This is a genomic window from Rhodanobacter sp. C03, from assembly GCF_002001175.1.
GTDB lineage: Bacteria > Pseudomonadota > Gammaproteobacteria > Xanthomonadales > Rhodanobacteraceae > Rhodanobacter.
Genome location: NZ_MUNT01000011.1, coordinates 259205 through 281596, shown reverse-complemented (window position 1 = coordinate 281596; position 22392 = coordinate 259205). Strand labels below are relative to the sequence as shown.

Annotated in this window: 20 protein-coding genes; 15 read left to right on the top strand and 5 right to left on the bottom strand. The window is 64.7% G+C overall.

The features are described from left to right. Positions 1–119 precede the first annotated feature (119 nt). The 10 genes from B0E48_RS15930 (at position 120) to purH (ending at position 10536) form a co-directional block, all read left to right on the top strand. A complete protein-coding gene (locus B0E48_RS15930) occupies positions 120–1031 on the top strand; it encodes a DMT family transporter (RefSeq protein ID WP_077519126.1) in 912 nt (303 codons plus the stop codon). 98 nt (positions 1032–1129) lie between these two features. Then, a complete protein-coding gene (locus B0E48_RS15925; RefSeq protein WP_077519125.1) occupies positions 1130–3331 on the top strand; it encodes a protein-disulfide reductase DsbD in 2202 nt (733 codons plus the stop codon). After that, on the top strand, positions 3331–3873 hold the full coding sequence (locus B0E48_RS15920) for a TlpA disulfide reductase family protein (RefSeq protein WP_077519124.1): 543 nt from the start codon (positions 3331–3333) through the stop codon (positions 3871–3873). Before B0E48_RS15925 ends, B0E48_RS15920 begins: the two co-directional genes overlap by 1 nt. Positions 3874–4015: 142 nt before the next feature. Beyond that, a complete protein-coding gene (gene aroQ, locus B0E48_RS15915) occupies positions 4016–4474 on the top strand; it encodes a type II 3-dehydroquinate dehydratase (protein ID WP_077519191.1) in 459 nt (152 codons plus the stop codon). 74 nt (positions 4475–4548) lie between these two features. Further along, positions 4549–5004, top strand: a complete 456-nt coding sequence (gene accB, locus B0E48_RS15910; protein ID WP_077519123.1) for an acetyl-CoA carboxylase biotin carboxyl carrier protein — start codon at positions 4549–4551, stop codon at positions 5002–5004. Positions 5005–5014: 10 nt separating this feature from the next. Further along, positions 5015–6379, top strand: coding sequence for an acetyl-CoA carboxylase biotin carboxylase subunit (gene accC / locus B0E48_RS15905; RefSeq protein ID WP_077519122.1), 1365 nt, complete (start codon positions 5015–5017; stop codon positions 6377–6379). A gap of 112 nt (positions 6380–6491) precedes the next feature. After that, positions 6492–7406, top strand: a complete 915-nt coding sequence (gene prmA / locus B0E48_RS15900; RefSeq protein ID WP_077519121.1) for a 50S ribosomal protein L11 methyltransferase — start codon at positions 6492–6494, stop codon at positions 7404–7406. Positions 7407–7520: 114 nt separating this feature from the next. After that, positions 7521–8366 carry a zinc-ribbon and DUF3426 domain-containing protein gene (locus B0E48_RS15895; protein WP_077519120.1) on the top strand — a complete coding sequence of 282 codons (846 nt, stop codon included), beginning with the start codon at positions 7521–7523 and terminating at the stop codon, positions 8364–8366. A gap of 143 nt (positions 8367–8509) precedes the next feature. Next, a complete protein-coding gene (locus B0E48_RS18120; protein WP_077519119.1) occupies positions 8510–8857 on the top strand; it encodes a helix-turn-helix domain-containing protein in 348 nt (115 codons plus the stop codon). Positions 8858–8925: 68 nt separating this feature from the next. Further along, entirely contained in the window at positions 8926–10536 is a 1611-nt protein-coding gene (purH, locus tag B0E48_RS15885) for a bifunctional phosphoribosylaminoimidazolecarboxamide formyltransferase/IMP cyclohydrolase (protein ID WP_077519118.1), read from the top strand. 37 nt (positions 10537–10573) lie between these two features. Here the strand turns inward: purH and B0E48_RS15880 are convergent, their stop codons facing one another. Beyond that, positions 10574–11584, bottom strand: a complete 1011-nt coding sequence (locus B0E48_RS15880) for a bile acid:sodium symporter family protein (RefSeq protein WP_077519117.1) — start codon at positions 11582–11584, stop codon at positions 10574–10576. A 189-nt stretch (positions 11585–11773) separates the two neighbouring features. On the opposite strand from B0E48_RS15880, the gene B0E48_RS15875 reads away from it, so the two are divergent. Then, on the top strand, positions 11774–12484 hold the full coding sequence (locus B0E48_RS15875; RefSeq protein WP_077519116.1) for a glutathione S-transferase: 711 nt from the start codon (positions 11774–11776) through the stop codon (positions 12482–12484). Between the two features lie 18 nt (positions 12485–12502). Here B0E48_RS15875 and B0E48_RS15870 read toward each other — a convergent pair whose 3' ends face one another. Both B0E48_RS15870 and B0E48_RS15865 read right to left on the bottom strand, forming a co-directional pair. Continuing rightward, positions 12503–12934 carry an EamA family transporter gene (locus B0E48_RS15870; protein WP_077519115.1) on the bottom strand — a complete coding sequence of 144 codons (432 nt, stop codon included), beginning with the start codon at positions 12932–12934 and terminating at the stop codon, positions 12503–12505. Positions 12935–13006: 72 nt separating this feature from the next. Further along, a complete protein-coding gene (locus tag B0E48_RS15865; protein ID WP_077519114.1) occupies positions 13007–13486 on the bottom strand; it encodes a DUF2782 domain-containing protein in 480 nt (159 codons plus the stop codon). Between the two features lie 90 nt (positions 13487–13576). Between B0E48_RS15865 and polA the strand changes: the two genes are divergently transcribed. From polA to B0E48_RS15845, 4 genes are all read left to right on the top strand, one after another. Further along, positions 13577–16330, top strand: a complete 2754-nt coding sequence (polA, locus tag B0E48_RS15860) for a DNA polymerase I (RefSeq protein WP_077519113.1) — start codon at positions 13577–13579, stop codon at positions 16328–16330. A 356-nt stretch (positions 16331–16686) separates the two neighbouring features. Then, positions 16687–16905, top strand: coding sequence for a hypothetical protein (locus tag B0E48_RS15855; RefSeq protein ID WP_077519112.1), 219 nt, complete (start codon positions 16687–16689; stop codon positions 16903–16905). 74 nt (positions 16906–16979) lie between these two features. Continuing rightward, on the top strand, positions 16980–19175 hold the full coding sequence (gene uvrD, locus B0E48_RS15850) for a DNA helicase II (RefSeq protein ID WP_077519111.1): 2196 nt from the start codon (positions 16980–16982) through the stop codon (positions 19173–19175). Between the two features lie 37 nt (positions 19176–19212). Then, positions 19213–19896, top strand: coding sequence for a hypothetical protein (locus B0E48_RS15845; protein WP_077519110.1), 684 nt, complete (start codon positions 19213–19215; stop codon positions 19894–19896). A 56-nt stretch (positions 19897–19952) separates the two neighbouring features. On the opposite strand, the gene B0E48_RS15840 is transcribed toward B0E48_RS15845, so the two are convergent. Further along, on the bottom strand, positions 19953–21209 hold the full coding sequence (locus B0E48_RS15840; RefSeq protein ID WP_077519109.1) for a heme biosynthesis HemY N-terminal domain-containing protein: 1257 nt from the start codon (positions 21207–21209) through the stop codon (positions 19953–19955). After that, positions 21206–22357 carry a uroporphyrinogen-III C-methyltransferase gene (locus tag B0E48_RS15835; RefSeq protein ID WP_077519108.1) on the bottom strand — a complete coding sequence of 384 codons (1152 nt, stop codon included), beginning with the start codon at positions 22355–22357 and terminating at the stop codon, positions 21206–21208. Before B0E48_RS15835 ends, B0E48_RS15840 begins: the two co-directional genes overlap by 4 nt. Between the last annotated feature and the right edge of the window lie 35 nt (positions 22358–22392).

Sequence of the window (22392 nt, the reverse complement as noted above, 5' to 3'; positions counted from 1 at the left end):
GACCTTCGCCCCGCACGCCTGACACCCATCCATGCGGCATGCGTCCGGGCAAGACTGCTGACAGATTCTGTCAGTGCACGGAATTAGCCTGTGTCCTCCGCCACCTTCAAGCTGGTCCCATGAAAAAGTCTGACGCCGCCGCCCTGTTGCTGCTTGGCGCCTTGTGGGGCGCCTCGTTCTTGTTCATGCGCATGGGCGCCAACCAGTTCGGCGGCATGGCGCTGGCCGGCATGCGCGCGATTGGCGCGGCCATATGCTCCATCCCGTTGCTGAACTCGCGTGAGCGCCTGGCCGAGCTGCGCACGCATTGGCGCTCGGTGCTCATCGTCGGCATCGCCAACTCGGCGCTACCGTTCATCCTGTTCTCCTACGCCGCGCAAAGCCTGCCGGCTGACCTCTCGGCGATCTTCGACGCGATAGCGCCGTTGCTGGTGGCAGCCTCCGGCTGGCTGTGGCTGGGCGAAAGGCTCGACCTTCCACGGGCCAGCGGCTTGCTGATCGGTTTGGCCGGGGTGGTGTGGCTGATCGGAGGCAGCCTGGGTTTCGGGCATGGCGGCAGCGCGGTCGGCTGGGCGATGGCCGCCTGTGTCGGCGCCAATCTCTGCTACACCTTCGGCGCCCATTACAGTCATCGCCGATTGCAGGTGGTGACACCGATGACCGTGGCGATCGGCAGCCAGTTCGCCGCCGCGCTCCTGCTGCTGCCCTTCACCGTCTGGCTGTGGCCGGCAAAAGCGCCGACGGCGCAAGCGTGGTTCGCCATGTTCGGCCTCGCCGCGGCCTGCACCTCGCTCGCGTACGTACTGTTCTACCGGCTGATGGCGCGCATCGGCTCGACCCGCTCGATGGCGGTGCTGTACCTGATTCCGGTATTCGGCGTGCTATGGGGCGCGCTGTTCCTCGGCGAGAGCATCACCGTCGCCATGGCCGGCGGCTGCGTGGTGATCCTGCTCGGCGTGGCACTGACCACGGGCATGCTGCGTTTCGGGACGGACAGCGCCACCCCGCTCGATCAGGCCACGCAGGCCTGATCGTAGACAGGCTCTAATGCCGCACGCCCGGGCGCTGATCCAAAGCTGGGCCATAATCCGCTTTCATGTTGAAACACGATCCAGAACGCGGAGTTGCAATGCGCTCGATTTTCCACGGCCGCCGGGCCACGCTGTTGTTGCTCCTGCTCGCCCTGTTAGCGGGTGCGCAGGCCGTTCTTGCGCAAGACACCGCCGATCTGCTGCCCGTCACCGAGGCCTACAAGCTCAGCGCCGACGCTTCTTCGTCCGGGGTATTGAAGCTGCACTGGACGATCGCGCCGGACTATTACCTCTACCGCGGCCGCATGAAGTTCAAGGGCGGGGACGGTGTGACCCTGGGTGAGGCGCAACTGCCCGACGGCGAGAAGCACCACGACGAATACCTGGGCGATGTCGAGACGTACCACCACGGCATCGACGCCAGCTTGCCGTACACCGTTGCCGCCGGCACCACGCGATTGAAGCTGAGCGTGCAATATCAGGGTTGCCACGAAGTCGATCCGAAGATCTGCTATCCGCCGCATACCGAACAACTGGATCTACCGCTGCCGACGAGTCTCGGCAGCACCAGCGCACCTGCCGGCAACAATCCGCTCGGCGCCGCGCTCGGGCAGCTGGGAAGCCGTACCAACAGCGCGACCACCGGCATGGACAGTGCGCCGCTGCCGGCCGAACAGGCATTCCGCTTCGAAGCGCTAGCGCAGAACCCGCATCAACTACTGCTGCGCTGGACGATGCCGAAGGGCTATTACCTGTATCGCGACCAGACCGCATTGAAGCTCAAGGATGCCGCGGGGCTCAGCCTGACACCGGCGTGGCCGGCCGGCACCGCCCATCACGACGCACATTACGGCGATGTCACCGTGTACTTCGATCAGGTCGAATTGCCAGTGACGGTCAATGGCGATCTCACCGGGCGCAAACAACTGACGCTTCAGGCCAGCTTCCAGGGTTGCCAGGATGGCGGCCTGTGCTATCCGCTGATGACCCGCGCGGTAAGCATCGATCTCGGCAGCGCTGTCGCTGCTGCCGGCCAGACCATCGAGACGGCGCCGGAATTACCGCCGGCCAATGCCGGCGAAGGCCCGCTGCAGGTAAGCCTGATCGCCGCACTGCTGCTCGCGCTTGGCGGTGGCCTGGTGCTGAACCTGATGCCGTGCGTACTGCCGGTGCTGTCGATCAAGGCAGTCAGCGTGCTCGAGAGCGGCGAGAACCGCGCCACCGCGCGTCGACATGCCTTGTTCTATACCGCCGGTGTACTGGTCAGCTTTGCCGCGCTGGGCCTGGGCATTCTCGCCTTGCGTTCGGCCGGCCATGCGCTGGGTTGGGGTACGCAACTGCAACAACCACTCGTGGTCGGCGCACTGGCGCTGGTGATGCTGGCGGTCGGACTGTCGATGTCCGGCGTGGTGCAGTTCGGCGCCGCACTGGGCAATACCGGCGCCAGCCTGGCCAACCGCTCGGGCCCGGCCGGCGACTTCTTCACCGGCGTGCTGGCGGTGGTGGTGGCCAGTCCGTGCACTGCACCGTTCATGGGCAGCGCACTGGCGTACGCGTTTGCCGCGCCGATGTTGTCGGCGCTGCTGGTGTTCCTGGCATTGGGCCTTGGTTTGGCATTGCCGTTCCTGTTGATCGGTTTCGTGCCGGCGCTGGCGCGTCTGCTGCCGCGGCCCGGACGCTGGATGGAAACGTTGAAGCAGGTGCTGGCGTTCCCGATGTATCTCACCGCGGTGTGGCTGGTCTGGGTCCTAGCCAACCAGCGCGGCGCCGATGCGGTGGGCCTGGTGCTGGTGGCGATGGTGCTGATGGCGATGACGCTGTGGTGGTTCGAACGCAGCCGTTCGCGCGGTGCGATCAGCCAAGCACTGGTTGCGCTACTCGCGCTGGCCACCTTGGTTCCGATGTATCTACTCGCTCACGTGCCAGCGCCGTCCAGGGTTGCCGCGAGCGAGGACGGCGTTGTCGCGTACAGCCCGGAAAAACTGGCCGCACTGCGCGCCGCCGGTACGCCGGTGTTCGTCGACATGACCGCCGACTGGTGCGTCACCTGCAAGGCGAACGAGCACACCGTGCTCGACACCCAGGCTTTTCACGACCTGCTCCAGCGCACCGGCGCGGTTTACATGAAAGGCGACTGGACCGACGTCAACCCGACCATCAGCGCCTTCCTGCAGCAATACCACTCACCCGGCGTACCGCTCTACGTGGTGTTTCCCAAACATGGCGGCCCCGGCAGGCAGTTGTCGACGGTGCTGACTTCCTCGATGGTCGAGCAGGCACTGACGGAAGCGGCGCGCTGATGATGGATCGAAGCAACTGGCTGATCCTTGGACTGGCAGTGCTGGTAGCCACCATCGGTGGCTACACGCAACATCGAAACCAGCAAGCTGCCCCCGCAGCGAAGCAGGCGCTCCTTGGCCAGCCACTGCCCACCCTCAGCCTGCCCGGCCTCGACGGCAAAACGCATCCACTGACTGACTATCATGGCCGCCGGCTGCTGCTGAATTTCTGGGCCAGCTGGTGCGGCCCGTGCCTGGAAGAGATGCCGGCTCTGAATCGAGCGCAAGAAAAGTTCGGCGAAAAGGGGGCGATCGTCGTCGGAATTGCCATGGACGAGCCCGATCGTGTGCGCTCATTTTTGGCCATACATCCGGTGAGTTACCCGATCTTGCTGGGCCAGCTCGCCTCACCGAGCACCTCGCTGCAGTTGGGCGATATGCCTGAAACGCTGCCATATAGCGTACTGATAGGCGCTGATGGGCGCATCTTGGCAACACATGCTGGCGCCATGTCCACTCCGCAACTGGAACAGTGGCTGGCGTCGACGCCGGGCCAGCCCTGAACCACAGTTGACATACGCTTACGCACGGAATCCCGCCCTTCTCCGTCAAACATCGTCGATCTGCGGTGAACTGGACAACATTCGCGACTGCGCGCACACTGCGTCGGGTTCCGGAGCCTCCGGACGCAAGCTGGACGATACTGTGGCGAAGATCCTGGTCCTGCACGGACCCAACCTCAACCTGCTGGGTGTGCGCGAACCGCAAATATACGGCCGCGAGACGCTGACCGACATCAATCAGCAGCTGGCCGAGCGTGCCCAGGCCGCCGGGCATGAGCTGGCTTGGTGCCAGTCCAACGCCGAGCATGAGCTGATCAGTCGCATCCACCAAGGCCGCGACGACCAGACCGCCTTGATCCTGATCAACGCCGGTGCCTTCACCCACACCAGCATTGCCCTGCGCGATGCGTTGGCCTCGGTGGCGATTCCGTTCATCGAAGTGCACCTGTCCAACGTGTTCGCACGCGAAGCGTTCCGCCATCACTCATACCTGTCGGATCTCGCGATCGGCGTGATCTGCGGCTTCGGCGGGGACAGCTACCGGCTGGCGTTGGACGCGGCGATCCATCGGCTGCAGGCACCCGCGCCCAGCGGCGCATAAGAACCTGGCCATACGGCCAACCCCATTCCCTTCCAGCCACGTTCCTGGTGGCATGACTGAAAAAGGCTGATCCGATGGATTTGCGCAAAATCAAGAAACTGATCGACCTGCTCGAGGAATCCAACCTCGCCGAACTGGAGATCAAGGAGGGCGAGGAAGTCGTCCGCCTGTCACGCGTGCCCAAGAGCACCGCACCGATCGCCGCCGCGCCAGTCGCTGTGGCGGCCGCGCCAGTCGCCGTCGCCCCGGTTGCTGCTGCCGTCGTCGAGGCCCCGGCCGCCGACGCGCTGCCGGCCGGCCACGTGGTGAAGGCGCCGATGGTCGGCACGTTCTACGCGTCGGCCACGCCGGGTACCCCGGCTTTCGCCAAGGTCGGCCAGCAGGTCAAGGCCGGCGAGACGCTGGGCATCATCGAGGCGATGAAGATGTTCAACCAGATCGAGGCCGACGTGGCCGGCACCGTGCAGGCGATCCTGGTCGAGAACGGCCAGCCGGTGGAATTCGACGAACCCATGTTCGTGATTGCCTGAGGCCGCCCGGATGCTCGAGAAGGTCGTCATCGCCAACCGCGGCGAAATCGCGTTGCGCGTGTTGCGCGCCTGCCACAGTCTGGGTATCAAGACCGTGGCGGTGCACTCCACCGTGGATCGCAATCTGAAGCATGTCGGCCTCGCCGACGAGTCGATCTGCATAGGCCCCGGCCCGTCGGTCGACAGCTACCTCAACATCCCGCGCATCATCGCGGCGGCGGAAATCACCGACGCCCAGGCGATCCATCCGGGTTACGGCTTCCTGTCCGAGCGCGCCGACTTCGCCGAGCAGGTGGAACAGTCCGGCTTTATCTTCATCGGCCCGACCGCCGACGTGATCCGCCTGATGGGCGACAAGGTCGAGGCGATCCGCGCGATGAAGGCGGCCGGTGTGCCGTGCGTGCCCGGCTCCGGTGGCCCGCTTGGCGAGGACGTCGACACCAATATCAAGATCGCCCGCGAGATCGGCTACCCGGTGATCATCAAGGCCGCCGGCGGTGGCGGCGGTCGCGGCATGCGCGTGGTGCGCACCGAGGCACACCTGGGCAACGCGATCACCATGACCAAGGCCGAGGCCAAGGCCGCGTTCGGCAACGAGCAGGTGTACATGGAGAAGTTCCTGGAGAATCCGCGCCACGTGGAGATCCAGGTGCTCGCCGATGGTCAGGGCAACGCGATCCATCTGGGCGAGCGCGACTGCTCGATGCAGCGCCGCCACCAGAAAGTGGTCGAGGAAGCGCCGGCACCGGGCATTACGCCGGAGCAACGCGAACAGATCGGCAAGGTCTGCGTCGACGCCTGCATCCGCATCAACTACCGCGGCGCCGGTACGTTCGAGTTCCTATACGAGAATGGCCGCTTCTACTTCATCGAGATGAACACCCGCATCCAGGTCGAGCACCCGGTGACCGAGCTGATCACCGGCGTCGATCTGGTGCGCGAGCAGCTGCTGATCGCCGGTGGCGAGAAGCTGTCGATCAAGCAGGAAGACATCGTGATCCGCGGCCACGCGATCGAATGCCGCATCAACGCCGAGGATCCCGACACCTTCATGCCGAGTCCCGGCACGGTGAAGCGCTTCGAGGCACCGGGCGGTCCCGGCGTGCGCGTCGACACGCATCTGTACGACGGCTACAAGATTCCGCCGAACTACGACTCGATGATCGGCAAGCTGATCGTGCACGGCCCCGATCGCGAGACCGCGATTGCGCGCATGCGCCTGGCGCTGGCCGAGACGGTGATCGAAGGCGTCAAGTGCAACATCCCGTTGCAGCAGCGCATCATGGCCGACGTCGGCTTCCAGCATGGTGGCCAGAACATCCACTATCTGGAAAAGCGCATGGCGGAGCAGAAGGAACATCCGCCCGCTCACTGATGGCGAAGCAGGTTGGGGTGAGCGACGCGAACCCCAACGCAGCACCAGGCATTAACGCTATGCCGGGGTTAGTTTCGCTTACCCCGGCCTACCCTCGACGTAACCGATCACCATGCCCTTTCTCGAACTTTCTCTCACCATCCGCGTCGAGCAGCAGCCGCACGTGGAAGAATCGCTGAACGATCTTGGCGCGCTGTCGATCACCTTGCAGGACGCCGATGCGGAAACGCCGGACGAGCAGGCGATCTTCGAGCCCGGCGTGGGCGAGCTGCCGTTGTGGCCGACGATCACACTGAATGCATTGTTCGATGAGCACACCGATCGTCGTGGCCTTGCCGAAGCGCTCGGTGAACTTCTGCCGTGGCTGGAGCCGGATCAGCTGACGTTCCACGACGTCGCCGATCAGGACTGGGAGCGCGCATGGATGGATCAGTTCAAACCGATGCCATTCGGCCGCCGGTTATGGATCTATCCGTGGAATATCGAGCCACCCACCCACAATGAGAGCGGCGATGAAGAGCTTGTGGTGGTGCGACTCGACCCGGGCCTTGCATTCGGCAGCGGCACCCACCCGACCACCGCATTGTGCCTGGAGTGGCTGGATGGTCTCGACTTGGCCGGCAAGACGATCACCGACTACGGCTGCGGCTCCGGCATCCTGGCGATCGCCGCGCTGAAACTCGGCGCAGCCAGCGCGATCGGCGTCGACAACGACCCGCAGGCGCTCACGGCCTCCATCGACAACGCCGAACGCAACGACGTCGCAGATCGCCTCGCCGTATTCCTGCCCGAAGACGTCGAGGCCGAAGCAGCCGACGTGTTCATCGCGAACATCCTCGCCGGTCCGCTCGGCGCCCTGGCACCGACCTTCGCCGCCGCCGCGAAACCCGGCGCACCGTTCGCGATCTCCGGCATCCTCAATGGCCAGCAGGATGAGCTGTTGCAGCGCTACGCCGAGTGGTTCGACGACCTGCGCGTGGACACCCACGAAGACTGGGTCCGCATCAGCGGCCGCCGCCGCGCCTGAACGCAACGGTGCGCCACGCACCGGTTCACATGCACTGCGCCGTGAGGCGCGTTCGTGCGCGAAGCGGCCGGGTCGCCCTGCTAAGCTTGCCGCATACCGATCAAAGCGGCCCGCATGTACACCCAATGCCCTGAATGCCTGTCCGTGTTTTCGCTGGATGTGCACACGCTTGCGCAGGCGCACGGCTACGTGATGTGCGGGCACTGCAAGGCCCACTTTGACAGCATCGCCACCCTGGCCGAACAACTGCCACCGGAGCCGTTTCACGAACTGCCGGTGAACGAGCCTGCGTTCGAGCCGCCCTGCGTGGATCTGGTGGTGTACCGACCACGACCCGATCCGCCGGCGGTGATCGAGAACGAAGTGGTGGCTGCGGAAACGCCTGCCGTGGAAGATTTTTCGCAACTGGTGTTCGCCCCGCGCTTTGCACGCGAGACATCTGTAAAACGACCAGCCCGGTCGCCGCGCACACGCCGCCGCCGTGCGTCGGGTGAGCGGCGCTGGCCATGGATCGTCGCCGGCAGCCTGCTTGCACTGCTGCTCGTCGTGCAACTGGCCTGGGCCGAACGCGATCCCATCTTGCGCAATCCGACCGTGGGCGGCTGGTTGCGCAGCAGCTGCGCCGTGCTTGGCTGCGAGCTTCCGCTGGTCGCCGCGCCGCAACAGCTGCAACTGCTCGCCAGCAATGTGCAGGCGCATCCCAGTGTCGCCGGCGCCTTGATGATCAGCGCCAGCGTGCGCAACGATGCAGCGTTCACCCAACCGTATCCGGTACTCACGATCACTCTGTCGAACGCGCAGGGGCAGCGCATCGCGATGCGCCGGCTGCGCCCAGACGAGTATCTCGACGACCCCGCGATTCGGCGCCGCGGCCTGGCTCCCGGCACCAGCGCCGTGCTGTTGCTGGAGGTGGAAGATCCCGGCGACAAGGCGGTGGCGTTCGAATTTGGTTTCGAATAGCACTTAAAATTCTCGGCACGCACGGGTAGACTCGACCCCTCGCGCAGACCGTCAACCGGTGCCCAACACGCACCGTGATCTGCAGCAATAGTCATAACCATACGCAGCGGCCCATGCAGCCGCCGCCTCGTCCGTGAGGGAAGATGTCCGTGAATGCCGTAAGACTGCCTGCTGCCGAGGCCGCAAAACAGACCTTGTCGCAGGACGCCGATTCGCAGGGCGCCCACTCGCAGAGTACCGGTTCGCATGGTGCCGGCTCTCACAGCGCGTTGAGCGAATGCGTCAGCCGCACAGTACGCCGCTATCTCGCCGACATCGGTGACACCGAATGCGTCGAGGGTCTCCACGCGCTGGTGCTGCGTGAAGTCGAACTGCCCATGCTGCGCGAAGTGCTGGCCTTCCATGACGGCAATCAGAGCCGCGCGGCAAGCGCACTGGGCATCAACCGCGCCACCCTGCGCAAGAAGCTTGCCGCCCACGGCCTGCTGTAACTCCGAGGGAAACCGCCGACCATCCGGACGGCTATAATGAGCGGCTTTCCCCTCCTGGAAACCCGCTCATGCCCACGCCCCAGCTCGTCCCGGTTCGACGCGCCCTGCTCAGCGTCTCCGACAAGACTGGCCTGATCGAGCTGGCCCGGCGGTTGGCGGCCAGGGGCGTTGACCTGCTCTCCACCGGCGGCAGCGCCAAGGCGCTGCGCGAGGCTGGCATTGCGGTTACCGATGTCAGCGACGTCACCGGTTTCCCCGAAATCATGGACGGTCGTGTCAAGACGCTGCACCCGAAGGTCCATGGCGGCCTGCTCGGTCGACGCGGCACCGACGACAAGATCATGGCCGAGCTTGGCATCGCGCCGATCGACCTGCTGGTACTGAACCTGTATCCGTTCGAAAGCACCGTGGCGAAGCCCGGCTGCACGCTGGAAGACGCCATCGAGAACATCGACATCGGCGGTCCGGCAATGCTGCGCTCGGCGGCGAAAAACTGGAACGATGTCGGTGTGCTGACCTCGCCGGATCAGTACGCCGATGCGCTGGTCGAGATCGAACAACACGGCGGCCTCTGCCGCGCCACCCGCTTCAAACTGGCGGTGGCCGCATTCAACAATGTATCCAGCTACGACGGCGCGATCAGCGACTATCTATCGGCGCTGCAGCTCAACGAGGCGCAGGACGCCGTCACCGGGCATGATGCGTTCCCGGGCCAGGTCAACGGCCGCTTCGTGAAGCTGATGGACCTGCGTTATGGCGAGAACCCTCACCAGCAAGCAGCGTTCTACCGCGATCTGTATCCATCGCCCGGCACCTTGGCCACGTTCCGCCAGCTGCAGGGCAAGGAGCTGTCGTTCAATAACATTGCCGACGCCGACGCGGCGTGGGAGTGCGTGCGCAGCTTCACCAAGCCGGCCTGCGTGATCGTCAAGCACGCCAACCCGTGCGGTGTCGCGGTGAGCCTGGATGGCATCGGCCGCGCCTACGACCTCGCCTACCAGACCGACCCTACTTCGGCCTTCGGCGGCATCATCGCGTTCAACCGCGAGGTGGACGACGCCACCGCGCAGGCCATCGTGGCGCGCCAGTTTGTCGAGGTGGTGCTGGCGCCGGGCTATGCGGACGAGGCGCTAAAGGCGTTCGCCAAGAAAGGCAACGTGCGCGTGCTGGTGATTCCGCTGCCAGCCGATGGTGATTTCGCTCACGCCCATCCCGGCAACAACTCCAAACGCGTGGGTTCGGGCCTGCTGATCCAGAGCGCCGACACCGGCATGATCAGCGCGAATGATCTCAAAATCGTTACCCGCCGTGCGCCGACCGAGGCACAGATCCACGACCTGATCTTCGCCTGGAAGGTGGCCAAGTTCGTCAAGAGCAATGCCATCGTGTATGCCCGCGACCGCCAGACCATCGGCATCGGCGCCGGCCAGATGAGCCGCGTCTACAGCGCGAAGATCGCCGGCATCAAGGCGGCTGACGAGAAGCTGGAGGTACGTGGCTCGGTGATGGCCTCCGACGCGTTCTTCCCGTTCCGCGACGGCATCGATGCCGCGGCCGCCGCCGGCATCAGCGCAGTGATCCAGCCGGGCGGCTCGATGCGCGACGCCGAGGTGATCGCCGCCGCCGACGAGCACGACATGGCGATGGTGTTCACCGGGATGCGTCACTTCCGTCACTGAAAGTGACGGAAGTCAATCAGGCAAGTCCGGCGTTGATTCAATCCGCCGGCGCGATGTCCGTCTCGGCCAGCGGCACGACTGCGTCCGTATTGGCGCGCCGTGCATAGCGTCGCGCCAATACGGCGCAGGTCATCAGCTGGATCTGGTGGAACAGCATGATCGGCAGCACGATCATGCCCAATGGGTGGCCGGCGAACAGTACCTTGGCCATCGGTATGCCGCTGGCCAGGCTCTTCTTGGAACCGCAGAACACGATGGTGATCTCGTCTTCCTTGCCGAAGCCCAGCGCACGCGCACCGTAACGTGTGATCAGCAACGCCAGCGTCAGCAGCACGATATTGATCAGCAGCAGGCCAACCAGCGCCGGTAACGGCGCCTGTTTCCACAGGCCCTCCAGCACGGCCGCACTGAACGCCGTGTACACCACCAGCAGGATCGAACCCTGATCGACCACGCCGACCAGCGGCTTGTGGCGTTGCACCCAGCCGCCGATCCAGCGCTGCGCCAGCTGCCCCGCCACGAATGGCGCCAGCAGTTGCAGCACGATGCCCCCCACCGCATCCCACGACATGCCACCGTGTCCATGCGACTCCAGCAACGCGCCCACCAGCAGCGGAGTGATGAAGATGCCGAGCAGGCTGGAAGCGGACGCCGAGCACACGGCGGCGGAAACATTGCCGCGCGCGATCGACGTGAACGCGATCGACGACTGCACCGTCGACGGCAACATGCACAGGAACAGCACGCCCAGATACAGGTCCGGCGTCACCAGCGACGACAGCACCGGCCGCAGCAGCAGCCCCAGCAACGGAAACAGCACAAAGGTGCTGGCCAACACGGTCAGGTGCAGCCGCCAGTTGGTGACGCCGGCAATCACCGCAGCGCGCGACAGCTTGGCCCCGTGCAGGAAGAACAACAGCGCGATTGCAACATCGGTGAGCACGCCGAACACCTGTGCTGCCGCGCCACGGCACGGCAGCACGCTGGCCAGCAACACGGTGAGAAGCAACGCACTCGTGAAACGATCGGGAAGGAAGCGGCGAAGCATCGGCAATCGGGTTACCGTCGGGGCGATGGTGCGGCGAATAGGAGCGGCTATTGCACCGCTCCTTCCCTGATAAATCAAATCGTTTTATCTCGTGTCCTGACACAGACCCACAAACTTGCCGGGAGTCGATCGCTCACACAGTCTTGAACCCTGCACACCTAACCTCGGGGGCACCCATCGGAGACTGCCATGCGCTACCGGCTGTATTACTGGTCCGGCATCCAGGGCCGCGGTGAATTCGTGCGGCTGGCGTTGGAAGACGCCGGCGCAGGCTACGTCGATATCGCCAGGGAACAGGGCGACGACGTCATCATGCCGTTCCTTGCAGGTGAACGAGCTGGCGGACTGCCGCTTGCGCCGCCCTTCCTCAAGGCCGGCCGCACCGTGATCGCGCAGACCGCCGCCATTCTTCTTTACCTGGCGCCGCGGCTGAAACTGGTACCGGCGGGAGCCGCCATGCGGCTGTATGCGCACCAGTTGCAGCTGACCATCGCCGACCTGGTCGCCGAAGTACACGATACCCATCACCCGATCGCCAGCAGCCTGTACTACAAGGATCAGCGCGTTGCCGCCAGACAGCGTGCAGAAGATTTCCGCCAGCACCGATTACCCAAGTACCTCGGCTATTTCGAGGAAGTGCTGGTGCGCAGCGATGGCCGGCATGCGTTGTCCACGCACTCCTACGTCGATCTCTCGCTGTTCCAGATCATGAGCGGGCTTGCTTACGCCTTTCCGCACGCGATGCGTCCGCTGCGCCGCAAGCTGCCGCACCTGTGCAGGCTGGCCGGGCACGTCGCCGAACGGCCGCGGATCGCCGCCTATCTGGCGTCACCACGCAGGCTGGCCTTCAACGAGGACGGCATCTTCCGCCATTACCCCGAACTGGATGCCGCACGCTGAACGCGATACCAAGGCTCTTCAGAACAGCGCGATCACCATGGCGCCGGCCACGATCAATCCGCCACCGATCAGCAGTGGCAGGCTCGGCTTTTCACCCAGGAAAACCAGCGCCAGCACGATCGCGATTGCCACGCTGAGCTTGTCGATCGGCGCGACCTTGCTCACCGGCCCCAGTTGCAGCGCGCGGTAGTAGCAAAGCCACGAGAGGCCCGTGGCGATGCCGGAGAGCACCAGGAACAGCCAGCTGTGCAGCGGCAATCCGGTCGGCTTCGCCCATTCCTGGCGCAGGCTTAGGATGCCGGCGGTGACGATCAGGATCACGATGGTGCGGATGAAGGTGGCGAGGTTGGAATTGATGCCGACCACACCGAGCTTGCCGAACAGTGCCGTCAGCGCGGCAAACAGCGCCGAGCCGAGGGCGAACAGCAGCCAGCTTTCACGCAGTTGCATCGCGCGGATCTCCGTCCGACATTCACCCCGTTGTGCACTGCTACGCAGCGCACCGACGGAGACACTCAAGGATCAGTGACTGTTCTCATCCGGATTCGTCTGCGACGAATCCTCGGCGGCCGGCTTGCTCTTGCCCCACTCCAGCACCTTGTACATCGCCGGGCCCACCGGCTTCTGGCCGTGCTCATCGAGCAGTCGTCCCTGCGGATCGACCATATAGGTCTGCTGTATACCGTGCTTGGGGGTGACCACCACCATGTAAACTTGGCCACTGTGGCTGTATTCCTGGATCGTGTTATCGCCTTCTTGGCGCACCCTGATCTGCGGCAGCGACGCATCCTTGCCGGTGCCGGCATCCTGCATCGCCGGCAACGTCGGCGACTTCCGGGTCATCGGATTGCCTCCCTGCGATGCAGCAGCCGCTGGCGCCACCGCCTTCACGCCCGGGTCATTGATGCCCGGTGGCGGCGGTACATTGGTCGGCGCGGATTGGGCAAAGGCGTGCGAAGCGAGCAGGACGCTGGCGGCAGCCAGCAGGACAGCGTTTTTCATGGCGGCGACCTCGATCGAATGGCGAGAGCATAGCAGCGCACCGGCAGACCTTCCGTGAAGCATGACGTTCCCTGCATGCGAGAATGCCGCATGGCCAAATTAATCCTGATCGACGGCTCCTCCTACCTGTACCGCGCGTTCCACGCGCTGCCGCCGCTGAGCAATGCCCACGGCGAGCCCACCGGCGCACTGTTCGGCGTGGTCAACATGCTGCGCGCCACGCTGAAGGCGAAGCCGGACTACCTGGCTTTCGTCAGCGACGCGCCCGGCCCGACCTTCCGCGATGCGTTGTACGACCAGTACAAGGCGAACCGACCGTCGATGCCGGACGACCTGCGCGCGCAGGTCGAGCCGATGCTGGCGATCGTCGGCGCGCTGGGTTTTCCGATCCTGCGCGTGCCCGGCGTGGAGGCCGACGACGTGATCGGCACACTGGCCGTGCAGGCGCAGGCACTCGGCATCGAGGTCGAGATCTCCACCGGCGACAAGGACATGGCGCAGCTGGTGAACCCGCACGTCACCCTGGTCAACACCATGACCAACACGGTGATGGACAGTGACGGCGTGATGGAGAAGTTCGGTGTACGACCGGAGCAGATCATCGATTTCCTCGCGCTCACCGGCGACACCGTCGACAACGTGCCCGGCGTACCCAAGTGCGGCCCGAAGACCGCCGCCAAATGGCTGGCTGAATACACCACGTTGGACGGCGTGGTCGCGAACGCCGACAAGATCGGCGGCAAGATCGGCGAAAGCCTGCGCGCGGCCCTGCCGCAACTGCCGCTGTCGCGCGAACTGGTGACGATCAAGACCGATGTACCACTTGAGTTCGTCCCCACCGAGCTGGCCCAGCGCGAGGCCGACATCGTCCAATTGCGCGAGCTGTATACCCGTTATGGGTTCAAGGCAGCGTTGAAGGACCTCGATGCCGCAGCAACGGCGGGTGGGAGCGACTTCAGTCGCGATGTTCCTGCTCCGATTGCCGGCAAGAGCATCGCGGCTGAAGCCGCTCCTACAGAGACTTCGGAATTTTCGGCTCCCGGCGAATACGAACTTGTCACCACCCAGCCGCAACTCGACGTCTGGCTGGAAAAGCTGCGTCACGCCGAATTGATCGCGTTCGACACCGAGACCACCAGCATCGATGCGATGCGCGCGGACATCGTCGGCCTCAGTCTCTCCATCGAACTTGGCAAAGCCTGCTACATCCCCTTGGGTCACGATTACCCGGGCGTACCGACGCAGCTCGATCGCGACAGCGTGCTGGCCGCGCTGAAACCGCTATTCGAGGATGCCGGCAAACCCAAGCTCGGCCAGCACGCGAAATACGACATCAACATCCTGTCGCACCACGGCATCGCCGTGCAGGGGCTGAAGCACGACTCGATGCTGGAATCCTACGTGTGGAACGCCACCGCGACGCGCCACGACATGGACTCGCTGGCACGGCTGTACCTCGGTTACGAGACGATCAAGTACGAACAGGTCGCCGGCAAGGGCGTGAAGCAGATTTCGTTCTCGCAGGTGGATCTGGACACGGCCTGCCGCTACGCCGCCGAGGACGCCGATATCACCCTGCGCCTGCATCATGCGCTGTGGCCGAAACTCGAAAGCGTGCCGACGCTGCGCAAGGTCTATCAGGACATCGAGATCCCGCTGGTGCCGGTGCTGGCCGCGATGGAACGTCGCGGCGTGCTGATCGACGGTGACGAGCTGCGCCGGCAGAGTCAGCAGCTCGGCAAACGCATGCTGGAACTGCAACGGCAGTCCTACGCTCTGGCCGGACGTGAATTCAACCTCGATTCGCCGAAACAACTGCAGGCGATCCTGTTCGACGAACTCGGCTTGCAGGCCAAGCTGAAAACGCCGACCGGGCAGCCGTCCACCAACGAGGAAGCGCTGGAGGCGATTGCCGATACGCACGAATTGCCACGGCTGATCCTCGATTACCGCGGACTGGCCAAGCTGCGCTCCACCTATACCGACAAGCTGTCCGGCATCGTCAATCCGCGCACCGGCCGCGTGCACACCAGCTATCACCAGGGCGCGGTGGCGACCGGCAGGATCTCCTCGTCCGATCCGAACCTGCAGAACATCCCGGTACGCACTGAAGAAGGCCGACGCATCCGCCAGGCGTTCATCGCGCCACCCGGATGGAGAGTGCTGGCAGCGGATTACTCGCAGATCGAGTTGCGCATCATGGCGCACCTGTCCGGCGACGAAGGCCTGCTGCGTGCATTCCATGAAGGCGGCGATGTGCATCGCGCCACGGCGGCGGAAGTTTTCGGGCTCAAACCGGAAGAAGTCAGCACCAACCAGCGCCGCGCCGCCAAGGCGATCAACTTCGGTCTGATGTACGGCATGAGCGCGTTCGGGCTGGCACGTCAGCTCGGCGTCGATCGCGGCGAGGCCAGTGACTACATGGCACGCTATTTCTCGCGCTATCCGGGCGTGCGCGCTTTCATGGACGCGACCCGCGAGCAGGCCCATCGCGACGGCTACGTCGAGACCATCTTCGGTCGCCGGCTGTATCTGGAAAACCTCACCTCACGCAACCAGGGCCTGCGCCAAGGCGCCGAACGCGCCGCGGTGAACGCGCCGATGCAGGGTAGCGCGGCCGACATCATCAAGCGCGCGATGATCGCGGTGGCCGGCTGGATTGCCGGGCGCGACGACGTTCACATGCTGATGCAGGTGCACGATGAACTGGTGTTCGAGGTGCGCGCCGATGCGGTCGACGAGGTGCGTGCCGCCGTGATCGAACGGATGTCCGGTGCAGCGGAACTGGCGGTGCCGTTGCTGGTCGATGTTGGGGTCGGCGCGAACTGGGATGAGGCACATTGAGGCTACGCACTCATGCCAGAACATTCAGGCCGGCATATACAACAACGGCTTGCGCGTTAAGGTTTCATCAACTGAACCGGCGATAAATTTTTTCCGTCAGCCGTTGAAACTTTCCTGATGAATCGGCATCTAAGTTATCGGATGCACGCAACGGCATCCACGGCTGGCTCACCTCCCTGAGCCGCCACGGACGCGAACCTCTCCCCTGGGTCCCTCGCGTCCGCCCGGCCCCGAAGGTTCCCCCTAACCTTCGGGGCCTTTTTTTGCCTGCGCTTTAGGTCGGTACCTTCAGCGTGTACTTTTTGTGCACACCGGCAGCCGGCATACTCGGGCCACATCCATCAAGGGGAAACACCATGCGCGCAGGACTGATCATCGTCGGCATCATCTTGCTGGCGGCCGGCATCTGGATCGTCGCCGGACATGCCAGTTACCAGGACACCGATACGTTGCTGCAGGTCGGCTCGGCCAAGATCACTGCCACGCATGACAAGGGCGTGCCGCAATGGATCGGCATCGCCGGCATCGTGGTCGGTGGACTGCTGGCGGTCGGTGGCTTTATCAGCAAGCGCTGAATGCGCTCGCTGGCCTCATGGAAAACCGCCGCCTTCGCGGCGGTTTTCATTTGCGGCCCGCTACAATGGACAGGATGGATGTCTCGTACCTGATCGACCCGCTCAACGATGCGCAGCGCGAAGCGGTCTGTGCACCGCCAAGCCACTACCTGGTGCTGGCCGGTGCCGGCTCCGGCAAGACCCGTGTCCTCACCCACCGCATTGGCTGGCTCAACCAGGTCGAAGGCGTGCCGCCGTGGGCGATCCTCGCCGTCACCTTCACCAACAAGGCCGCCGGCGAAATGCGCGCGCGGCTCGATGCGTTGATTCCCGGCGGCACCCAGGGCCTCACCGTCGGCACCTTCCACGGCATCGCGCATCGGCTGCTGCGGCGACACTGGCGTGAAGCGGGCCTGCCGGAAACGTTCCAGATTCTCGATGCCGACGATCAGCTGCGGCTGGTCAAACGCGTGGTCGCCGGACTGGGACTGGACGATGCGAAGTATCCGCCGCGCCAAGCCAGTTGGCAGATCAACAACTGGAAGGACGAAGGCAAGCGCCCGGACAGCATCGAGCATCGCGATCACCCGGTCACGCACACCTTCGTCAACATCTACAAAGCCTACGAAGACGCCTGCCGCCGCGCCGGCCTGGTCGATTTCGCCGAACTGCTGCTGCGCGCGCACGAACTGTGGCTGAAGAACCCGGCCGTGCTGGAGCATTACCAGCAACGCTGGCGCTACCTGCTGATCGACGAATTCCAGGACACCAACACGCTGCAGTACGCGTGGATCCGCGTACTCGCCGGCAGTACCGGGCAAGTATTCGTGGTGGGCGACGACGACCAGGCAATCTATGGCTGGCGCGGCGCCAAGGTGGAGAACGTGCAGCAGTTCCTGCGCGACTTTCCCGACGCGAAGACAATCAAGCTGGAACAGAACTACCGCTCCACCTCGACCATCCTGAAAGCCGCCAACAGCGTGATCGCGCGCAACGGCAGCCGCCTCGGCAAGCAGCTGTGGACGGCAGGTGAGGACGGCGAACGCATCGCGCTTTACGCCGCCTACAACGAGCAGGACGAAGCGCGCTTCGTGATCGAGCGCATCCGCGAATATATCGCCGAACATGGCCATGCGAAGGACTGCGCGATCCTGTATCGCTCGAACGCGCAGTCGCGCAACTTCGAGGAGCAGCTGACCCAACGCAGCATCAAGTACCGCGTCTACGGCGGCCAGCGCTTCTTCGAGCGCGCCGAGGTCAAGGACGCACTGGCCTATCTGCGCCTCAGTGCGAATCGCCACGACGATGCGGCGTTCGAGCGCGCGGTGAACACGCCGCCACGCGGCATCGGCGATCGCACGCTGGACGCACTGCGCCGACGCGCGCGTGGCGACAACACCTCGATGTGGGAAGCGGTGCTGTCCGAATTGAGCAGCGGCAGCGAACTGGCCGGCCGCGCGAAGAATGCGGTGAAGGCGTTTCTCACCTTGATCGACGAGATGGCGCAGACCTTCGTCGGGCATGGCAGTGGCGAAGCGCTCACCCTCGCCGAACAGATCGACCACGCGATCACCCACACCGGCCTGCGCGACTTCTATGAGAAGGACTCGCGCGGCAACGCCGAGTCGCGCGTGGAAAACCTCGACGAACTGGTCAACGTCGCCAGCCGCTTCGAGCCGACGCAGGAAGATATCGACGCCGGCTTGAGCGAACTGTCCGCATTCCTGTCACACGCCACGCTGGAAGCCGGCGAGAACCAGGGCGAGGCATGGGACGACTGCGTGCAGCTGATGACCCTGCACTCGGCCAAGGGGTTGGAGTTTCCGGTGGTGTTCCTGGTCGGCATGGAAGAAGGCCTGTTCCCCAGCCAACGCTCGGTCGATGACGAAGGCCGGCTGGAAGAGGAACGCCGGCTCGCCTACGTCGGCATCACCCGCGCCCGCGAAAAACTGTTCGTCACCCACGCCGAATCGCGCCGCATGCACGGCACCGAAATGCTGGCGCGGCCCTCGCGCTTCCTCGGTGAAATACCGGCCGAGCTGATCGACGAAGTGCGCCCGCGCGTGCAGGTCACCCGGCCGATGTATGCCGGTCGCCCGCGCGAAATCTCGTCATCGCTCGAGGAAACCCTGCCGGTGAAACTCGGCCAGCGCGTCAGCCACCCCAGCTTCGGCGAAGGCGTGGTGCTCAGCGCCGAAGGCAGCGGGGCGCATACACGGCTACAGGTGAATTTCGAAGGGGCCGGTAGCAAGTGGCTGGTGGCGGCGTATGCGAACCTGACGCCACTGTAGAAATATCTTTCCGATTGGATCGACAACAGGAGCAAGGATGTCCCCTCAAGACAAGCGCAAGAAACTAACCGTCGCGCTGGTGAACCTGCCGCCGCACATGCGCGACAAATTGGCTGAGCTGAAGGCCGAAGGCGAAACGGATCGGGCTCGACCTGACCTTTTATGGTTCTTGTTACTGCGCAGCTCGGCCACACATGGAAAATCCAGCGGATGGAACAGATTCCGCGATGATGATGCGTTCAGGGAATTAGTCTCTTATCACGCACTTGCACCGCTGAACCGACCCGAACGAATAGGCCGGATACTGGCGTCGTTGCAAACCGCCAAGGTACGCATGCCCACCGTCAAGGCCCCACGACTTGCCTTCAACTTTGAACTCATATCAGGATTGGGCGGTGTCGAGGCGGCATCCATACACATGCTCAACCTTCCTGATCGCCACTCGAAGTTTGACTTCATGACCTCGTTTGCCGGCATCGGCGAGAAGTATGGCCGGAACATCTGGATGGATATTTACGATCCTCACTTCCGAGACACGATCGCGGTCGATGTGAGGCTGCGAAACTTGGCGGTTGGCTTGGGCCACACCGAAACCAGTTATGACTCGCGTGAGCATTTCTTCCGAGACATCGCACGCGATTGCGATCTTGAGGCTTGGGAGCTCGATCGGCTTCTGTACCACTACGAAAAACACTTCCTTCGTATCGTCGAAACGGGATGACCGCGAAGCGATCGGATGCCATCACCCCCAACTCGATCTTTGCGGAGAAGCGGCGCTCATTTCCTGAGCCGCGGCACCCCATGCTGATCGCGTTCCTCGACCGCGATCGACTGGGTATCGAGGCGCACTCCGCGACCGTCTGGCGGCAGCGCATCGACCACCTCGCCACGAATGAACGCCAGTGCATTGCGATAGCAGCGTTGCGCCTGCTCCGTGTTGTCCTGGCCGGCAAAACTGTCGCCGAGCGCTTCCCACGCGCCGGCGCTGGGGGCCAAAGCCAATGAACGCTGCAGATGCTGCTGCGCCTTGCCCCACAGCTTGAGCCGCACGCACATGCGACCGAGCGTGAGCAACAACGCGGCGTCGTTCGGATGGCCGTCGTACCAGCCTTCGGCGCGGCGCAGGCGCGCCTCGATATCGTCGCCGCCGAGCGTGCCGTAGGTTTCGATCAACAATGGCGACCATTCGCGGCGCAGGGCGGATTCGACTTCATCCATCGCCGGCAGGATCAGGCCGAAGCCGGCTGCGCGCCGCGCATACGCATCGATCACGGCAGGGACCCGACGCTGCGCCTTGGGCAGTTGCGACCACAGTGTGTTCAGTGCCGCGCCATCCGGTGCGGCGTTGATCGTCGCGGTGAGTATCTTTGCTTCCAGCGCGGCGTACGGACGGCTGCCGAGGGCGCCGCTCTTCTGCAGCGGATCGAGCGCCTCGCGGGCGCGCCGTAGATCGCCACTGGCCAGCGCAGCCAGCGCCAGCTCGCGCCAGCCGCCTGGTGTCAACGTGCCCTTGTCGGCTTCCGGTGCCAGCAGCGCCAGTGCTTCGGCCGGCTTGCCGTCGCGGCGCAACACGCGGGCGCGCAGTACTCGGGCCGCCTGCGGCGCGGATTGCGAGGCCTGGTTCAAGGCTTCCAGCGCGCGACCGTGTTCACCGCGACGCGAGGCCGCTTCGGCGGCAGCCAGCAGGGCCGGCCCGTGCAGGCTGTCCAGGCGTGAAGCGCGGTTGAGGTCGCGCTCCGCATCGCCGTGACGGCCTTCGATCAGGGCGATCAGGCCATCGCCCATGCGCTGCTGGCTGAGCCGCCGATGCCGCCGCGAGAACGCGCCGAACGGCCAGCGCAGCAGACGCCACAGCGCAGTGAGGAGTGCCCAGGCCAGCAGCAGGATCAGCACGGCGGCGACCACGGTGGTTTCCACCCGCCAGCCGCGCAGACGCAGCAGCACATAGCCGGGATCCGCCGCCACCCAGTGCCAGCCGAACGCCGCCAGTGCGGCGACGATCACCAGCAACAGGATCCAGCGCCATACCTTCATGGCTTGGCCCCACGCGCCGCCGCTGCCGCGCTGGCGGTTGGCGCCGGAGCGGATACATCAGCCTCAGGTTTCAGTGCATGCACGGTGCGCAGGTTGCGCAATTCGCCCAGCGCGGCACCCAGCTGGACCGGCGCCGTCACCGGCAGCACGGCGGCCAGCTGCTTGAGCGTGCCGTGCATCTGCAGCACCGCCGGTGCAGCACCATCGAACTGGGTCGACAACGCGGCATCCACCCGTTGCAGTGCGGCCGCATAGTCCTTGCTGTCATAAGCCAGCAAGGCGGCCTGCGCCTGTGCCAGGTCAAGTTCCGCCAGTTCACGCGCAAAGCGTGCATCGGCCACCGCCAGCGGCGCGCCGTTGTCGCGCTGCACGCTGATCACGCCAGCCAGCGCATGGCTGATGCGCGACCAGGCATCCGGCGTCTGCGTGGTGTTCGGCGTATCCAGCGGCTTCAGCGGCAGCGTGGCGAGTGCGCCACGCAACTCGGCCAGTTGCTGCAAGGCGCTGGACTGGCTGGCCGGCTGACTCTTCGCCAGTGCATCGCGCTCAGCCTCGATGCTCTGCCGCACCGGTGAGAAAGCAGCATCGCTGACCGCGGCCAGGGTCTGGTCGGCCAACGTATAAGCGGCGGCCGCGCCCTGCCCATCGTGGAACAGCGCGTAGCGTTCGCCGGCCATGCGCAGCAGCGACTCGGTTTCATCCAGCAGCATCGCGTCGTGGCCGGACAGACTCTTCTCGGCGAGCTTGGCCACCGCGTCCTCGAGATTGCGTGTGCGCGCAGCCTGGCCGAGCAGCTCCTCGCGCAGCGAACGGTTGACCGCGGCCGCATCATTGAGGCGCTGATTGAGGCTGGTGCGCTCGCCGCTGACACCGGACAGCGTGGTCTCCAGGCTGGTCACGCGCTGCTGCAGGCTGCTCACATTCTGGCTGTCGGCGATGTTGCCCTGCTCCTGTTGCCACTGACGCCAGCCGACATAGCCGGCGGCACCCAGTGCGAGCAGCGCCAGCAGCAGCGCCAGCGCGAGACTGCCACCACCTGGACGCGGTTCGCGCGCGGCGGGCACGGTTCGCGCAGGACGCACCGGCATCGCATCGGGACGGGCGCCCTCGGGCGCGACGGACTCGTTGGGCTTGTCGACGTTGCTCATGTGCGCATGCTAACAGCCCATACGGCCGCGTTCGT

Bases quoted from the DNA above. Each gene is read 5' to 3' on its own strand.
- uvrD (WP_077519111.1), top strand. From the start codon at position 16,980: ATGGATGTCTCGTACCTGATCGACCCGCTCAACGATGCGCAGCGCGAA.
- B0E48_RS15870 (WP_077519115.1), bottom strand. From the start codon at position 12,934: ATGCAACTGCGTGAAAGCTGGCTGCTGTTCGCCCTCGGCTCGGCGCTG.
- B0E48_RS15925 (WP_077519125.1), top strand. From the start codon at position 1,130: ATGCGCTCGATTTTCCACGGCCGCCGGGCCACGCTGTTGTTGCTCCTG.
- B0E48_RS15880 (WP_077519117.1), bottom strand. From the start codon at position 11,584: ATGCTTCGCCGCTTCCTTCCCGATCGTTTCACGAGTGCGTTGCTTCTC.
- accC (WP_077519122.1), top strand. From the start codon at position 5,015: ATGCTCGAGAAGGTCGTCATCGCCAACCGCGGCGAAATCGCGTTGCGC.
- B0E48_RS15855 (WP_077519112.1), top strand. From the start codon at position 16,687: ATGCGCGCAGGACTGATCATCGTCGGCATCATCTTGCTGGCGGCCGGC.
- B0E48_RS15835 (WP_077519108.1), bottom strand. From the start codon at position 22,357: ATGAGCAACGTCGACAAGCCCAACGAGTCCGTCGCGCCCGAGGGCGCC.
- B0E48_RS15895 (WP_077519120.1), top strand. From the start codon at position 7,521: ATGTACACCCAATGCCCTGAATGCCTGTCCGTGTTTTCGCTGGATGTG.
- B0E48_RS15930 (WP_077519126.1), top strand. From the start codon at position 120: ATGAAAAAGTCTGACGCCGCCGCCCTGTTGCTGCTTGGCGCCTTGTGG.
- prmA (WP_077519121.1), top strand. From the start codon at position 6,492: ATGCCCTTTCTCGAACTTTCTCTCACCATCCGCGTCGAGCAGCAGCCG.
- polA (WP_077519113.1), top strand. From the start codon at position 13,577: ATGGCCAAATTAATCCTGATCGACGGCTCCTCCTACCTGTACCGCGCG.
- B0E48_RS15865 (WP_077519114.1), bottom strand. From the start codon at position 13,486: ATGAAAAACGCTGTCCTGCTGGCTGCCGCCAGCGTCCTGCTCGCTTCG.
- B0E48_RS15845 (WP_077519110.1), top strand. From the start codon at position 19,213: ATGTCCCCTCAAGACAAGCGCAAGAAACTAACCGTCGCGCTGGTGAAC.
- B0E48_RS15840 (WP_077519109.1), bottom strand. From the start codon at position 21,209: ATGAAGGTATGGCGCTGGATCCTGTTGCTGGTGATCGTCGCCGCACTG.
- purH (WP_077519118.1), top strand. From the start codon at position 8,926: ATGCCCACGCCCCAGCTCGTCCCGGTTCGACGCGCCCTGCTCAGCGTC.
- B0E48_RS18120 (WP_077519119.1), top strand. From the start codon at position 8,510: ATGTCCGTGAATGCCGTAAGACTGCCTGCTGCCGAGGCCGCAAAACAG.
- accB (WP_077519123.1), top strand. From the start codon at position 4,549: ATGGATTTGCGCAAAATCAAGAAACTGATCGACCTGCTCGAGGAATCC.
- B0E48_RS15920 (WP_077519124.1), top strand. From the start codon at position 3,331: ATGATGGATCGAAGCAACTGGCTGATCCTTGGACTGGCAGTGCTGGTA.
- B0E48_RS15875 (WP_077519116.1), top strand. From the start codon at position 11,774: ATGCGCTACCGGCTGTATTACTGGTCCGGCATCCAGGGCCGCGGTGAA.